We start from the raw sequence: 13000 nt of genomic DNA, 5'->3' as shown, positions 1-13000 counted from the left end.
CGTCGAGCCCATTACCGTGGAAGCCATCCAGCAGGTAATCGAAAAGGAGCGTCCCGACGCGCTGCTGCCCACCCTTGGTGGCCAGACCGGCCTGAACACGGCCGTCGACCTGGCAAAAGCCGGTATTCTCAGCGAATACGGAGTCGAGATGATCGGCTGCGACCTGCAGGCCATCGAGCGCGGCGAAGACCGCAAGCAGTTCAACGAATGCATGGCCAAGCTGGGCATCGAAACCGCGCGCAGTGGCTACGCCTACTCGGTGGAAGACGCCCTAGACCTCGCGTCCGAAATTGGCTATCCGCTCGTGCTGCGCCCATCCTTCACGCTTGGCGGCGCCGGCGGTGGCATCGCGCATACCGAGGACGAGCTGCGTCTCATCGTGCGCCAGGGCCTCGAGCTGTCCCCTGCGGGCGAGGTGCTCGTGGAGGAAAGCATCGAGGGCTGGAAAGAATACGAGATGGAGGTCATGCGCGATTCCGATGGCAATGGCATCATCGTGTGCTCCATCGAGAACTTCGATGCCATGGGCGTGCACACGGGCGACAGCATTACCGTTGCCCCCGCTCAGACGCTCACCGACACGGAATACCAGCGCATGCGCGTCGCCAGCCTGGCCATTCTCGAGGAAATCGGCGTCGAAACGGGTGGAAGCAACGTCCAGTTCGCGCTGAATCCGGAAAACGGCCGCCTGATCGTCATCGAGATGAACCCCCGCGTGTCGCGCTCTTCCGCGCTCGCGTCGAAGGCGACGGGTTTCCCCATTGCCAAGGCCGCTGCTCAGCTGGCTGTTGGCTATACGCTCAGCGAAATCACCAACGACATTACGAAGGTTACGCCCGCGTGCTTCGAACCCTCCATCGACTACTGCGTCGTGAAGGTGCCGCGTTTCGCGTTCGAGAAGTTCAAGGGCACCGACGACACGCTATCCACGCGCATGAAGGCGGTGGGCGAGGTCATGGCCATCGGCCGCACGTTCGAGGAATCGCTGGGCAAGGCCCTGCGCTCGCTCGAGAACTCGCATGCCGGCCTAGGCGTCGATGGCGTTCCTTTCGATGAGGAGAACTTCGACGACCTGGCCACGCGCCCCACGGCCGACCGCATCTTCTACATGGCCGAGGCCTTGCGTCGCGGCTGGTCGGTGCAGAAGGTCTGCGACGCCACGCGTATCGACCGCTTCTTCGTCGAGCGCATGGCCGATATGGTGCGCATCCAGGAAAACCTGCGTGGCATGAGCCTCTACGACCTCGATGCCGACGCGATGCGCCTCCTGAAGCGCTCGGGCATATCCGATGCGCAGATCGCGCACCTCACCAACACGCAGGAAATCACCGTGCGTGCGTACCGCCGTGGCCTGGGCGTTGTTCCCAGCTTCAAGAAGGTCGACACCTGTGCTGCCGAATTCCATAGCGACACGGCGTACCACTACAAGACGTACGATGATGGCGAGAGCGAAGTCGCCCCGAAGACGCGCAAGCGCGCGATGATTCTGGGCGCCGGCCCCAACCGCATTGGCCAGGGCATCGAATTCGACTACTGCTGCGTGCACGCCAGCTACGCACTACACGATGCGGGCTATGAAACCATCATGGTGAACTGCAACCCCGAAACGGTATCAACCGACTACGACACGTCCGACAAGCTCTACTTCGAGCCGCTCACGTACGAAGACGTCATGGACATCGTCGACGTCGAGCAGCCCGATGGCGTGGTCGTCACGCTGGGCGGTCAGACGCCCCTGAAGCTCGCTCGCGCCCTGGAAGCCGCTGGCGTGAACGTGATGGGCACCAAGCCTGACGCCATCGACCTTGCCGAAGACCGCGATCGCTTCAGCGCCATCCTCGACGAGCTGGGCATCACGTACCCGCGCGCGGGCATGGCCTCCACGTTCGAACAAGCCTGCATGGTGGCGCGCGATATCGGCTTCCCGCTGCTGGTGCGTCCCAGCTACGTTCTTGGCGGCCGCGGCATGGCCATCGTCTACGACCGCGAGCAGCTTGAAACCTACATGGAGCAGGCTGCGCGCATTTCACCCGATCATCCCGTCTACCTCGACCGCTTCCTGGAAGACGCCGTGGAATGCGACGTCGATGTGCTCTGCGATGGCGAAGAGGTTTACATCGGCGGCATTCTGGAGCATATCGAGATGGCTGGCATTCACTCGGGCGACTCGGCATGCTGCATCCCGCCGTTCACCTTCAGCAACGCCATCCAGGATAAGCTGCGCGATATTGCCCGCAGGCTGGCGTTGCGCCTGGGCGTGCGCGGCCTCATGAACGTGCAGTGCGCCATTAAGGATGCCGTGGTCTACGTCATCGAGGCGAATCCGCGCGCAAGCCGCACCGTGCCCTTCATCAGCAAGGCGACGGGCGTGCCGCTTGCCAAGTGTGCTGCGCGCATCATGGCGGGCGAGACCATCGCGCAGATGAACCTTCCCGCCGACGACCGCAAGCTCGATCATTTCAGCGTGAAGGAAGCGGTTATGCCCTTCGGAAGGTTCCCCGGCGCCGATACCGTGCTGGGGCCCGAGATGAAGTCTACCGGCGAGGTCATGGGCGTTGCGCGTACGTTCCCCGCGGCCTACGCGAAGACGCAGACGGCTATTTCGTATCGCCTTCCCGAAGAGGGCAAGGTGTTCATCTCGGTGAACGATCGCGATAAGCGCAGCATCATCTCGCTTGCGCGTGACTTCGTGCGCCTGGGCTTTACGCTCCTCTCTACCGAGGGTACTGCGCAGGTGCTCGAGGCTTCGGGCGTGCCCGTGGAGGTGGTGCGTCGCGTAAGCCAGCCTTCGCCCAACATTGGCGACATGGTCTCGAACGGGGAAGTGGTGCTCATCGTGAACACGCCCTTCGGCCACGATACGCGCGATGATAGCTACTACCTGCGCCTCGAGGCCGTGCGCCATGGCGTCATGAATCTTACGAACCTGCCTGCCGCTCAGGCCATGGTAAGCGCCATGGAAAGCGCTCGTGCGCAAGCACCGCGCGTCATCGCCCTGCAGGACCTGCCCCAGACGTACCTGTAAGCTTGCGGTAAAAGCCAAACACGCATGAAAGGCGGCCCGAAGGCCGCCTTTCACGTTGTGGGAGGGAACAACGAAATGGTCTAGATTGCGCGTGCGGCAAGGTTGCCTGCGGCGATGGCCTCGGCGATGTTGAAGGGCTTCTTGCAATCGCCCACGAGCTGCACGTTCATGCCGCTCAACGCGTCGGCTAGGCTCGTGTCGGGCAGCATGTCCATGGCCTCGATCACGGTATCGCAATCGAAGGTCATGTCTACGCCCGTATCGCAGCTGATGGTAACCGAGCCGTCGCCAACCGTCTTGATGTGGGCGTTCGGCCATACGCGCACGCCGCGCGTGTAGAGCATGGGGATGACGAATCCTTTGATATGGTCGCTCTGGCCGCGGTCGAGCTTCTCGATGGGGTCGGGCGAGACGATGGTGACTTCCTTGCCCTGGGAAAGCAGGCGCAGGGTGGTGTCGACCGCCTGCGCGCCCGTGCCCACAACCGTGACATTCTGCCCGATTTCGCTGGTCAGGAAGTCTTCGATCGATACGACGCCCGTTCCGCTCGTGGAAGCCAGGCCCAACGTGTCACGAATGCCGCCCGTGGCCACGATTACCGCGTCGGGGTTCTCCTTCTTCGCGAATTCCGCGCTCACTTCCTGTCCGGTTACCACGTTCACGCCGCAGACTTCCATCTGGCGCTTGAAGTACTTCTTGTCGATGCCGATGTTCTCGTGCTGGCCCTTCACCGCTTCGGCGAAGTCGAGCAGGCCGCCTACGTCGCTCTTCTTCTCGTAGAGCGTCACGTTGTACCCGCGCAGCGCTGCCACGCGCGCGGCTTCCATGCCAGCGGGGCCCGCGCCCACCACCATGACGTTTTTGCTTCCGGTACCAGCTGGAATGTCGGGTCCTTCGGGCATCTGCTCGGTGAAGGCGCGCATATGGCAGGCGTTCATGCGGCAATGCTCGTAGAACACGCCTTCTTCGTCGAGGTCGAAATGGCAGTGAAGGCACCTGTTGCAGGGGCGAATCTCGTCTGCGCGGTTCTCCTTCAGCTTGTTGACGTATTCCGGATCGACCATGAAGGGGCGGTTCATCATGTAGAAGTCGGCTTTGCCGTCGTCGAGTGCGCCTACGAACATGTCGGGCGCGTGAGCTGGGTCCATGTACGTTACGCAGCCAACGGGAATGGAAACTGCCTTGCGCATTTCGGCGGCAACATCCAGCAGCATGCCGCAGCCGGAATGGTTGGCGATGAGCTTGCCCTGGAAATGGCGCGAGAAGTCGAACATGTTGCCGTAGCCGGTTACGCCGTCGATGCCATAGCCCGTGAAGTACATGTCCGAAGCGAATTCGGCGGGGTGGTTGTTGAAGGGTCCCAGGCGCAGGTGCAGGCTGTCTGCGCCTGCTTTCTCAAACAGCTTGCACATCTCGATGTTCTCCTCGAGCGTGGTAAGCGTGGAGTTGTTGCCCAGGTCGTAGTCGTTTTCCTCGATGACGTTAATGAGCACCTGCACGGGGAAGTCGGCTCCGCATTCGCGCTTGATGCCCTCGATCATCTCGACCACGAAACGCGCGCGGTTCTCGAAGCTCTGCGGACCGTACTCGTCGGTGCGCGAGTTGCGGTTGCGCGAGAGGAATGCCTGGCCGATGTTATTGCCGGCGGCGTTGATCTCCACGGCGTCGAAGCCCTGGGCTTTCAGGAACTTCGCCGCGTCGATGAAGTCGCTCTGCACCAGGTGCACCTCGTCGAGCGTGAGGTCACCCGCCTTCGCGCATTCGAATTGCGCCGCCGTCGTGGCGTCGAATCCGGAAAACGAAGCGCCCATCAGGGAAAGTTGGTAGCCGCAGTGGGCGCCCGCTTCATGGATGGCAGATGCGACCTTGTCGAGCTCCGCGTTTTCGCGCGTGAGCATCTTGTACGAGGCGGGGTAGTGGGGCAGCAGGCTCGCGTAGTCTTCCACGAACATCATCTCCACGCCGCCCTTGGCCCAGTGCGTGTATTCGGCGATGGTCATTTCCGTGGTCCACCAGGGCAGGTAGGCCGAACCGGCCGCCGATTTCACCATGCGGTTTCCCAGCTCGATGCTGCCGAACTTCCAGGGTGTGAACAGGCTCGTCTGATTCCAGTCTTTTACCGAGTTGCTCGTGTAGTCCCAGTCCTGCGGATTGAGCTGGGAAATTGCCTCCTGTGGCGTGACGTTATGGGTTGCCGATGCGCTCTCGGGCTTCGCGCTCGACGCCTTCGGGGCGGAGCAGCCCGAGAGTCCCAACCCCGCGATTCCCGCTCCCGCGGCGCCAAAAGCGGCACCCTTGAAAAACGAGCGTCGGCTGATAGTCTTCTCTCCCATGTTTTCTCCCTCCTTGCGTATGGTCATCCATCCCTCAATGGACACCTGCACTCTATTCCGCGCACTTGCGCTCGGAGAAGGAGAAAGCGTTTGAGACGGGGGCAACGCGCGGTTGCTCCCCGTGACTACCTGGGGAATTGATTCTGAATCGAGGCGATGACCCGCTGAGTTGCCTCGTCGTGCGGGGTGCGCAGGCTGTAGAGGCCCACGTTCCAGGTGAAGTCGCGGATGGGGAAGGGGGCGATGTAGGTGTTCTCGCTTTGCGCTTGTTCCAGGCAGGTGGAGGGCACCATGCTCGCGCCCTTGCCGCGCCGCACTTCGCGCAGCACGATGTCGTAGTCGTTGTACTGCGTGTTCATACGGTAGCTGAACCCATGCGACTCGAAGAGCTCCTGCACTTCCCGGTCGTTGGGGAAGTCGGGCCCGAGCGCGAAAAACTCCAGGTTCGAAAGGCTGTCGATCGTGGGCTCGTCGCCCACGGTGGCGTGCTTCTCCCGGGGGATGGCCACGTAGATGGGGAACGACGTGAGCACGCGTTCTTCCAGGTCTGAGCGTTGTCCGGGGCTCGAGCTGATAACCAGGTCGAGCGAACCCTGGCGCAGGAGGGAAATGCAGCGGTTCACGTAGTGCTTTTCCAGCGCGATGCGCACGTAGGGGCAGTCGTGTTCGAGCCGCTCCAGGAAGTCCTCGGGAAGCGCGTCGGTGATGCCGTCGGCCAGGCCGATACGCACTTGCTGGCACGATTCGAGCAGCTGATCGTCGGCGGTGCGCATGAACGAACGGTAGCCCTCAAGGCACTGCCGCGCGGAAGGGTAGATGGCATGCGCGTGCTCGGTGGGGTGCACGCCCAGCTCGTCGCGGGTGAACAGCGGATACCCCAGCGTTCGTTCCATGTTGCCCATTTGCTTGCTGAAGGCCTGTCTGGAAACGTGCGCGCGCTGCGCCGCACGCGCGAACGACTGCTGTTCGTATGCCAGGCAGAACCATTCAATCTGGTGAATGTTCATACGCGCCCTCCCTCTTTGGCACAGTATAGCCGTTGCGCACGCCGCGGAGCCTTTCGTTACCGTTCGTTCTCCGCTTGCCTAGCAAAGCGTGCCTGCTCGTATAATGGATTCGCTGTCGAACGAACGAGGTGCCTCATGAACGTTGCGGTTGTATACCATTCCCAAACGGGTCATACGGAAATCATTGCGCGTGAAATCGCCGAAGAGCTTGGCACGCAGGCCTTTTCGACGGGCGAAATGCCCGCCGCGGCTCTTGAGTGCGACGTCCTCTTCCTGGGTGGCGCCCCGTATCTCAATGTCATGCCCAAGGAGCTTCGCTCGTATGCGAAGGCGCTTCGTGCGGGCAAGGTCGGCCGCGTCGTGCTCTTCACCACGTCGGGCGTGTCGCGCCGCACCATTCTGGGCCTTCGCAAGATCCTGCAGGCGCGTGGCATCCCCGTCGATTGCAAGCATTTCTTCGCCTGCGAATTTGCCGTCGAGAGCCGCAAGGAAGCCGCCCGCGCATTCGCGCGCAAGCATGTGTCCGACGCTGGCTCCATTTGCTTCGGGCCCGATGTGAAGGCGATTGCCATCACGGCTGCGTCCATCGCCGTCGCCACCGCTGCCGTTGCTGGCATTGCCGTGGGTGCGGTGCTCGCGTCTAAGCGCTTCGGCAAGAAATCGTAGCCCTTCGCGCTCAGCGCGCATTCCCTCTCGCGTATGGCATTCGCGTGCATTCCCTGAAGTCGCTGCGCTGCAGGCCACCTTGCGGATTGCGTACGGTATAGTGAAGCAAATCCGAACCTGAGCGAGAGGCACATCTATGTCATGTGAAGACCGCAGCGGTCTCCTGCACGAGCAGGTTACCCTGCTATCCAACGAGAAGGTTGGTCCCCGGCTGTTCGTGATGCGCGTCGAAAGCCCGCGTATCGCCGAAGCCCTTCTTCCCGGTCAGTTTACGCACGTGCGCATTCCCCAGATGGAATCGCATATTCTGCGCCGTCCCTTCAGCGTGTACGAGACGTTCCCCGAGCAGGGCACGCTCGACATCCTCTACCAGGTGGTGGGGTATGGCACGGAATTCCTCTCGCAGCTCGCTCCTGGTGCCAAGCTCGATCAGATTGGCCCCATCGGGCGCCCCTGGGATGCCCCCGAAGGGGAAACGCGCGTGCTCGCCGTTGCGGGCGGTGCGGGTGCCCCGGCTACGTTCATGCAGGTGAAACGCTGTGTCGAAGCGGGTGTTCCCGTCGATGTGATCCTGGGTGCGCAGAACGTCGATGCCCTGGTCACGCGTGAGCGCTATGCTGCGCTGCTCGGCGCCGACCCGGTTTGCGCCACCGACGATGGCTCGTATGGCTTCAAGGGCTTCGCCACCATTCCCGCAGCCGAGCTCATGCAGAAGAACGACTACAGCCGCGTCATCACGTGCGGCCCCGAGCCCCTCATGCATGCCGTGGCGAATCTTGCCGCGGAAGCCGGCGTTCCCTGCCAGGTTTCCATGGAGCGCCGCATGGCGTGTGGCGTGGGCGCGTGCCTTTCCTGCGTGGTGGAAACCACCCAGGGCAAGAAGCGCGCATGCGTTGATGGCCCGATTTTCGATGCAGACGAGGTGGTCTGGTAATGACGCAGGTAAACATGGCCGTCAATCTGGGCGGCTTGCAGATGAAGAACCCCGTTACCGTGGCTTCGGGCACCTATGCCGCGGGCCGCGAGTACAACGACTTCGTGCCCGTCGAGCTTCTGGGCGCCGTTACCACCAAGGGCGTGTCGCTGAACGGCTGGGAAGGCAACGCCAGCCCCCGCATCGCCGAAACGCCCTCGGGCATGCTCAATTCCATTGGCCTGCAGAACCCCGGCGTGGCCGTGCTGAAGGAAAAGGACCTCGGCTGGCTCGAGGGGCGCGACGTTCCCGTCATCGTGAATGTTTCCGGCCACAGCTTCGAGGAATACGTGCAGGTCATCGAAGCGCTCGACGATGATGATCGCGTGAGCGCCTACGAGGTGAACATCAGCTGCCCGAACGTCGATTCCGGCGGCATGACCTTCGGCACGCACGTTCCCAGCGTCGAGAAGATCGTCAGCCTCTGCCGCGAGGCCACCAAGAAGCCGATGATTGTGAAGCTGTCGCCCAACGTTACCGACATCACCGAAATCGCACGCGCCGCCGAAGCTTCCGGTGCCGATGCTCTCTCGCTCATCAACACGCTTCTGGGCATGGCCATCGACGCGCGTACGCGCAAGCCCGTGCTCGCCCGCGTGGTGGGCGGCCTTTCCGGTCCCGCCGTGAAGCCCGTTGCCCTGCGCATGGTGTGGCAGGTGCACAACGCCGTGAAGGTGCCCATCCTGGGCATGGGCGGCATCATGAACGGCACCGATGCCGTGGAATTCATGCTCGCCGGCGCCACGGCCGTTTCCGTGGGCACCGCCAATTTCGTAAACCCCCTCGCCACGCGCGAGGTTATCGATGGCATTCGCGCCTACTGCGAGGAGCAGGGCGTGCACGACGTGAACGAGCTGGTAGGAGGCCTTGTATGCTAGCCAACTGGAAAGAGGAAAGCCCCCGCGACCGCATCATCGTCGCGCTCGACTGCGACCGCGCACGCGCGCTCGATTTGGCCGACATGCTCGCTGGGCATGCCGCGTGGCTGAAGATTGGCATGACGCTCTTCTACAAGCTGGGTCCCCAGATCGTCTACGAGCTCAAGGAACGCGGCTTCAAGATCTTCCTCGACCTGAAGTTCCATGACATTCCGCATCAGGTGCGCGGAGCCGCTTCGTCGGCCACGCATAATGGTGCCGACATGCTCACCATGCACGCCGTGGGCGGCCTTCCCATGATGCAGGCTGCACTGGAAGGCGCGCGCACCGCGTCCAGCGATTTCGGCATCCCCGAGCCCGTTACGCTCGGCATCACGGTGCTCACGAGCATGAATGCCGAGACCCTCGCTTCCACGGGCGTCACGCGTTCGGTGGAAGAGCAGGTTAAGGCCCTGGCCTCCACGGCCAAGGAAGCCGGTCTTTCGGGCGTTGTGGCATCGCCGCTCGAGGCTCCCGTGCTGCGCGAGCTCCTTGGTCCCGATGCATTCATCGTCACGCCTGGCGTGCGTCCCACCTGGGCTTCCAAGGGCGACCAGTCGCGTGTCACCACCCCTGCCATGGCCTTCGAAAATGGAGCATCGCACCTGGTCATCGGCCGTCCCATTACCGAGGCCGACGACCCCGTCGCCGCGTTCGAGCGCATCGTTTCCGAACTCGACGAGGCGTAAAATCCACAGATTCTGCGGTTGATATTGCTCGCCCAGCGGTCGCTTGGGCGAGCAATATGCTAAAAATGCTGTTCATAGCCATTGTTTTGTATTAGGATAAGCAACAACGGCACGAAATGTGCATAACCTAAAGCGAGACAAGGAGATCTGAAGATGGCAATTCCTCAGCTCACCCCAGAAGAGCGCAAGGCCGCTCTCGAGAAGGCAAAGGCTGCTCGTATCAAGCGCGCGGAGGTCCGCGATCAGCTTAAATCTGGTGAACTCACGCTGGCCGACGTCCTCAAGCAGAAGGACGATCCGGTAATCGGCCGCATGAAGGTTTCCACGCTCATCGAAACGCTTCCCGGTTATGGCAAGGCCAAGGCCGAAAAGGTAATGAACGAGCTTCACATCGCCGAAAGCCGCCGTCTGCGCGGTCTGGGCGAGCGTCAGGAAGCTGCTCTGCTGGAGCGCCTGGCCTAGTGGCGCGCCAGGGCAATCTGTACGTCATATCCGGGCCATCGGGTGCAGGCAAAGGCACCCTGGTGGCCCGGTTGCTTGAGCGGGTACCCGATGCGTGGGTATCCGTTTCTGCTACCACGCGCGCACCGCGCGAGGGCGAGGTCGATGGCGTCCACTATTTCTTTATGACCGATGGTCAATTCGAAGACCTCGTATCACAGGATGGCTTCCTGGAATGGGCAAACGTTCACACGGCGAAGTACGGCACCCCGCGTGCAAGCGTGGAGGAGCATATCGCCGCAGGCGATCAGGTCATCTTGGAAATCGACGTTCAGGGCGGTTTCCAGGTGAAGGAGAAATTCCCTTCGTGCCATCTGGTCTTCATCGAACCGCCTTCTATGGAAATCCTTCTCGAGAGGCTCCGCGGGCGCGGAACCGAGTCGGAAGATGTGATTGATGCGCGAATGAAGGTCGCACAGGTGGAGCTTCAGCAAAAAATGAAGTATGATTACACGGTTGTAAATGACAACCTCGAAGAGGCCACGCAACAGCTTGTCTCGTATATCGAGGATCAGGCAACCGGTGATTACAAAGGATAGTACGAATGAGTCTTATCGAACCTAAGATCGACAAACTGCTCGAGGAAACGGAAAACGACCGCTTCCTGCTGTGCGCCGTTGCTTCGCATCGCGCCCACGACATCAACGATATGCTTCGCGGCCAGCGCGAACGCGCTATTCAGCTGCAGACCGCCGTTGAAATCGCGCGCGCTTCCAACAAGAAGCCCCTCTCCATTGCGTTTGGCGAAATCGCCAAGGAAGACGTGTCGTTCGACCCCGGCACGATCGACGCCAAGACGCATTAATTGCTAGGGTATAGCCACTTCTGGCGCCCGCTTGCTTCACGATGAAGCACGCGGGCGCCTTTTGCGCATTATTTACTCGGAAGGTCACCATGGAACTGCAACGCATCTGCCTCGTGCATTATCACGAAATTGGCTTGAAGGGCCATAATCGCACGTCGTTCGAAAATCGCCTGCTCAAGAATATCGAAGCGCTGCTCGCGGGGTATCCCCTCGTCACGATTCGCCGCATTTCGGGCCGTCTGTGCGTGTTCATCAAGGAAGGCACCGATTACGAAACCGCCTGCAAGATGGAAGATGCCATCGCGGGCGTTCCCGGCGTTGCGCGCGTGTCGTGTGGTTATAAGTGCGACCGCGAAATCGAGATCATGAACGAAGCCGCGCGCATGGCGCTTGCCGAAGTGGGCGCGTTCCAGAGCTTCAAGGTGGCCGCGCGTCGCAACCATACCGACTTCGCGATTTCCTCCATGGAAATGAACCAGCTCGTGGGCTCGTATCTGTGCGAGCATTTCCCCGAGAAGACTGTGAAGATGAAGGATCCCGACGTGAAGGTGGGCGTCGAGGTTATCCAGGGCAATGCCTACGTTTACGCTCGCTCCGTGCGCGGCGTGGGTGGCCTGCCCGTGGGTGCCAGCGGTCGCGTGATTACCATGCTCTCGAGCGGCATCGATTCGCCCGTGGCAACGTGGCGCATGGCGCGTCGTGGCGCCATCCCCATTGCGGTCCATTTCAGCGGTCGTCCGCAGACGTCTTCCACGAGCGAATTCTTGGTCGACGACATCTGTCACGTGCTCGAGCGCACGGGTTGCATCGCGCGCTGCTACATCGTCCCGTTTGGCGATTACCAGCGCGAGATCTCTCTCATTGCCCCGCCCGAGCTGCGCGTCATCCTGTATCGCCGCCTTATGTTCAAGGTTGCCGAGCGCATTGCCCAGAAGGAAGGTGCCAAGGCCATCGCCACGGGCGAAAGCCTTGGTCAGGTGGCCAGTCAGACCATCGACAACATCTTCGTCACCGATGCCGCGGTAAACATGCCCGTGTTCCGTCCGCTTATCGGCAGCGACAAGCAGGAGATTATCGCCGATGCCCAGAAGCTCGGCTCGTTCGAGATTTCCAGCCAGGATGCGCCCGATTGCTGCACGCTCTTCATGCCGCGCAATCCCGAAACGCATGCGAAGCTGGAAGACGCGCTTGCTGCCGAAGAGGCGTTTCCCCTCGATGAGTGGATCGAGTCCATTCTGGAAGGCGTGGAGATTCACGATTACGCGTGTCCGTCGTATAAGAAGCGCCGCAAGTAGTCTGCGCTGCATAGATCGTGCGACCGTCGCGTCATTCTCGTGCGAGAGTGGCGCGACTTTTTTGCGCTCGCTTCGTTAGCGCGGATGGGTAGGGTAGACGCGAACCAGAAAGGCGGTGCGCTATGCCCTTCATCGATCCCTCGAATCGTATTGTCCAGAAGCTCCATGTGGGGGAATGCAGCATTCCCGTGCTCGTGGGCATTGTCGCACTTGTTCTGGTGGTGGTTGGGCTTGCCGTGCATAACGTTGCGCTTGCGATGGCGGGCGACCCGTTTACCGTGGTGGCGGGCTCGTCATCGGGGGTTCAGTCCTCGCCCGATAATGCGGCTTCCCAGGATGCTCCGCCCGAGCCTGCGCGCGTCGTCGTGTACGTTTCGGGGTGCGTGGCAAGTCCGGGCGTGTACGATTTTCCTGATGGAACGCGTGTGGCGGCTTGCATCGATGCGGCAGGTGGTTTCACGGAGGACGCGAATACGAGTGCGCTTAATCTTGCTCGTGTCGTCTCCGATGGCGAGCAGCTCCTCGTTCCGTCCAACGATGCCACTCTGCCCGCGCCTGCCGCGCCGTCTGCCGCATCTTCGCCTGGGGCCTCTTCGGGGTTGGTGAATATCAATACGGCCACGCAGGCGGAGCTTGAGAGCTTATCGGGCGTGGGGGCGTCCACGGCGAAGAAAATCATTGCCGACAGGGAAGAGAACGGTCCGTTCAAGACTAAGGAAGACTTGAAGCGCGTAACGGGCATCGGTGATAAAAAGTATGCCTCTCTTGCAGACAGCATTTGCGTGTGAC

12 protein-coding genes are annotated in these 13000 nt (G+C 61.4%); 10 read left to right on the top strand and 2 right to left on the bottom strand.

Annotated elements, in window-relative coordinates:
- Positions 1-3025 (top strand): carbamoyl-phosphate synthase large subunit (gene carB / locus AC04P6_RS00900; RefSeq protein ID WP_475564706.1); only part of this gene is annotated, 3025 nt, incomplete at its 5' end.
- Between the two features lie 80 nt (positions 3026-3105).
- On the opposite strand, the gene AC04P6_RS00895 is transcribed toward carB, so the two are convergent.
- Positions 3106-5358 carry an oxidoreductase gene (locus AC04P6_RS00895; protein ID WP_475564705.1) on the bottom strand — a complete coding sequence of 751 codons (2253 nt, stop codon included), beginning with the start codon at positions 5356-5358 and terminating at the stop codon, positions 3106-3108.
- 125 nt (positions 5359-5483) lie between these two features.
- Positions 5484-6365 carry a LysR family transcriptional regulator gene (locus tag AC04P6_RS00890; protein WP_475564704.1) on the bottom strand — a complete coding sequence of 294 codons (882 nt, stop codon included), beginning with the start codon at positions 6363-6365 and terminating at the stop codon, positions 5484-5486.
- A 135-nt stretch (positions 6366-6500) separates the two neighbouring features.
- On the opposite strand from AC04P6_RS00890, the gene AC04P6_RS00885 reads away from it, so the two are divergent.
- The 9 genes from AC04P6_RS00885 to AC04P6_RS00845 all read left to right on the top strand — a co-directional run bounded on the left by AC04P6_RS00885 (position 6501) and on the right by AC04P6_RS00845 (position 12999).
- Positions 6501-7031, top strand: a complete 531-nt coding sequence (locus AC04P6_RS00885; RefSeq protein ID WP_475564703.1) for a flavodoxin family protein — start codon at positions 6501-6503, stop codon at positions 7029-7031.
- Between the two features lie 136 nt (positions 7032-7167).
- Positions 7168-7965 (top strand): dihydroorotate dehydrogenase electron transfer subunit, encoded by a 798-nt coding sequence (locus AC04P6_RS00880; protein WP_475564702.1) that lies wholly within the window; start codon positions 7168-7170, stop codon positions 7963-7965.
- Positions 7965-8882 carry a dihydroorotate dehydrogenase gene (locus tag AC04P6_RS00875; protein WP_475564701.1) on the top strand — a complete coding sequence of 306 codons (918 nt, stop codon included), beginning with the start codon at positions 7965-7967 and terminating at the stop codon, positions 8880-8882. The genes AC04P6_RS00880 and AC04P6_RS00875 overlap by 1 nt, the downstream gene beginning before the upstream one ends.
- Positions 8876-9610, top strand: a complete 735-nt coding sequence (gene pyrF / locus AC04P6_RS00870) for an orotidine-5'-phosphate decarboxylase (protein WP_475564700.1) — start codon at positions 8876-8878, stop codon at positions 9608-9610. Before AC04P6_RS00875 ends, pyrF begins: the two co-directional genes overlap by 7 nt.
- A gap of 153 nt (positions 9611-9763) precedes the next feature.
- A complete protein-coding gene (mihF, locus tag AC04P6_RS00865) occupies positions 9764-10072 on the top strand; it encodes an integration host factor, actinobacterial type (protein WP_066662647.1) in 309 nt (102 codons plus the stop codon).
- A complete protein-coding gene (gmk, locus tag AC04P6_RS00860; RefSeq protein ID WP_475564699.1) occupies positions 10072-10650 on the top strand; it encodes a guanylate kinase in 579 nt (192 codons plus the stop codon). Before mihF ends, gmk begins: the two co-directional genes overlap by 1 nt.
- Positions 10651-10655: 5 nt before the next feature.
- On the top strand, positions 10656-10916 hold the full coding sequence (locus tag AC04P6_RS00855) for a DNA-directed RNA polymerase subunit omega (protein WP_066662642.1): 261 nt from the start codon (positions 10656-10658) through the stop codon (positions 10914-10916).
- A gap of 89 nt (positions 10917-11005) precedes the next feature.
- Positions 11006-12211, top strand: a complete 1206-nt coding sequence (thiI, locus tag AC04P6_RS00850) for a tRNA uracil 4-sulfurtransferase ThiI (protein ID WP_475564698.1) — start codon at positions 11006-11008, stop codon at positions 12209-12211.
- A gap of 122 nt (positions 12212-12333) precedes the next feature.
- A complete protein-coding gene (locus AC04P6_RS00845; protein WP_475564697.1) occupies positions 12334-12999 on the top strand; it encodes a helix-hairpin-helix domain-containing protein in 666 nt (221 codons plus the stop codon).
- Position 13000: the final 1 nt, after the last annotated feature.

The organism is Denitrobacterium sp. (assembly GCF_056180635.1).
Note: the sequence above shows the minus strand (reverse complement) of the source record. Positions and strands in the feature narration are given on the sequence as shown.

Coding starts and splice junctions, on each gene's coding strand:
- AC04P6_RS00895 (WP_475564705.1), bottom strand. CDS start 5,358: ATGGGAGAGAAGACTATCAGCCGACGCTCGTTTTTCAAGGGTGCCGCT.
- AC04P6_RS00890 (WP_475564704.1), bottom strand. CDS start 6,365: ATGAACATTCACCAGATTGAATGGTTCTGCCTGGCATACGAACAGCAG.
- AC04P6_RS00885 (WP_475564703.1), top strand. CDS start 6,501: ATGAACGTTGCGGTTGTATACCATTCCCAAACGGGTCATACGGAAATC.
- AC04P6_RS00880 (WP_475564702.1), top strand. CDS start 7,168: ATGTCATGTGAAGACCGCAGCGGTCTCCTGCACGAGCAGGTTACCCTG.
- AC04P6_RS00875 (WP_475564701.1), top strand. CDS start 7,965: ATGACGCAGGTAAACATGGCCGTCAATCTGGGCGGCTTGCAGATGAAG.
- pyrF (WP_475564700.1), top strand. CDS start 8,876: ATGCTAGCCAACTGGAAAGAGGAAAGCCCCCGCGACCGCATCATCGTC.
- mihF (WP_066662647.1), top strand. CDS start 9,764: ATGGCAATTCCTCAGCTCACCCCAGAAGAGCGCAAGGCCGCTCTCGAG.
- AC04P6_RS00855 (WP_066662642.1), top strand. CDS start 10,656: ATGAGTCTTATCGAACCTAAGATCGACAAACTGCTCGAGGAAACGGAA.
- thiI (WP_475564698.1), top strand. CDS start 11,006: ATGGAACTGCAACGCATCTGCCTCGTGCATTATCACGAAATTGGCTTG.
- AC04P6_RS00845 (WP_475564697.1), top strand. CDS start 12,334: ATGCCCTTCATCGATCCCTCGAATCGTATTGTCCAGAAGCTCCATGTG.